This window comes from Streptomyces sp. SID14478 (assembly GCF_010548525.1).
GTDB lineage: Bacteria > Actinomycetota > Actinomycetes > Streptomycetales > Streptomycetaceae > Streptomyces.
Genome location: NZ_JAAGMG010001131.1, coordinates 1 through 520, shown reverse-complemented (window position 1 = coordinate 520; position 520 = coordinate 1). Strand labels below are relative to the sequence as shown.

The 520-nt window shown below is 77.5% G+C and carries 1 protein-coding gene; it reads right to left on the bottom strand.

The window, feature by feature from the left end; genetic code table 11:
• Positions 1-4 precede the first annotated feature (4 nt).
• Positions 5-520, bottom strand: a 516-nt coding sequence (locus G3I40_RS36230) for an ADP-ribosylglycohydrolase family protein (RefSeq protein WP_164559077.1), incomplete at its 5' end; no start/stop codon positions are given.

The following is a 520-nucleotide window of genomic DNA, read 5'->3' as shown; positions in this document are numbered from 1 at the left end:
CCGTTCACGCCACCGCTCCCTCGCGGTCCGGCGGGGGCGGTGTCAGCCGGTCCGCCACGTCGAGGATGTGGCGGCCCGCCATGGGCGGGAGGCAGCTGCCGCGGACCGGGCCGATCGCCTGGGACCACGGGGCGGGGATCGCCTGTTCCCCGTTCAGGGCGCCGGCCAGCGCTCCGGCCACCGCCGCGGTCGTGTCCGCGTCGCGGCCCATGTTCACCGCGGTGAGCACCGATTCGCGGAAGTCGCCCCGGGCCACCGCGAACGCGCCGAAGGCGAGGCCGACCGCCTCGGGGGCGAGGTCCGTCCACGGGTAGCCGCCGATGACCACGGCCTTGCGCACCGCACGTTCCATGGACAGCTGGGTGCCGTCCGGGTCGCGGCGGGCCCGGCGCGCCGCCGACACCGCGCGGTGCAGGGAGCGTGCCGTCCAGGAGTCCTCGGGGACGACGGAGAGCGCGGCCTGGACCACCGCGTCCGGGTTGTGGCTGACCATGGCCGCCGCCACGCCGGCCGCCACCGC